The organism is Komagataeibacter intermedius TF2 (genome assembly GCF_000964425.1).
Lineage (GTDB): Bacteria > Pseudomonadota > Alphaproteobacteria > Acetobacterales > Acetobacteraceae > Komagataeibacter > Komagataeibacter intermedius.
Genome location: NZ_BANF01000327.1, coordinates 1 through 779, shown reverse-complemented (window position 1 = coordinate 779; position 779 = coordinate 1). Strand labels below are relative to the sequence as shown.

Annotated in this window: 2 protein-coding genes; both read right to left on the bottom strand. The window is 58.4% G+C overall.

What is annotated here, in order from left to right; all coding sequences use genetic code 11:
* On the bottom strand, positions 1-464 hold a 464-nt coding region (locus B7449_RS17365; protein ID WP_048883926.1), incomplete at its 3' end, for an alpha/beta hydrolase-fold protein.
* Positions 465-488: 24 nt separating this feature from the next.
* Positions 489-779: VOC family protein (locus B7449_RS17360; RefSeq protein ID WP_048883925.1), on the bottom strand; the 291-nt coding region annotated here is incomplete at its 5' end.

The window sequence follows — 779 nt, the reverse complement described above, 5'->3', positions numbered from 1 at the left end:
GCGATCATGATGGCGCCAAATCCACCCATCGAATGTCCCGCAATGCCTCGCTGCTGCGTAACCGGAAAGCTCGCCTCAATCAGCGCAGGAAGTTCCGTGACGACGTAATCATACATCCGATAATGCACAGCCCACGGCTCCTGCGTCGCATTGAGGTAAAATCCGGCACCCTGTCCAAGATCGTACGCATCGTCATCAGCCACACCCACGCCCCGTGGACTGGTATCCGACGCGACAATGGCGATGCCCAGTTCTGCGGCCACGCGTTGCGCGCCAGCCTTGCCAATGAAATTCTGCTCCGTACATGTCAGACCGGAGAGCCAGTAAAGAACGGGAACCTTTTCAGTTTTTGCCTGCGGCGGCAGGTAGATCGCGAAGTTTGCTTCCACACCCAACGACACGGACTTGTGTCGCCAGACTTCCTGCACGCCCCCAAAAGAGGCGTGTGTTTCCTTGCGTTCCATGGCTCTCACTGCCTTTTGCGCATGTCAGTTACCGTCCGTGAAGGTATAAGTGCAGATCTTGTTCCCTGCCGGATCCCGGAGATAGGCAGCGTAAGCGCCCGGTAAGTGGCTTCGCGGACCGGGTGCGCCTTCATCGGCTCCCCCATTGGCAAGACCTGCGGCATGAAAAGCCTCCACTTCGGCGGGTGTCGCTGCTGCAAAACCGATGGTGACACCGTTGCTTGAGGGCGCTTCACCGTTGCCTGGACGTGCAATGATGAAGGCTGGCTTTTCGCGGCCATACAGAATCCACCCATGCCCGAACGGCCCCAGGTT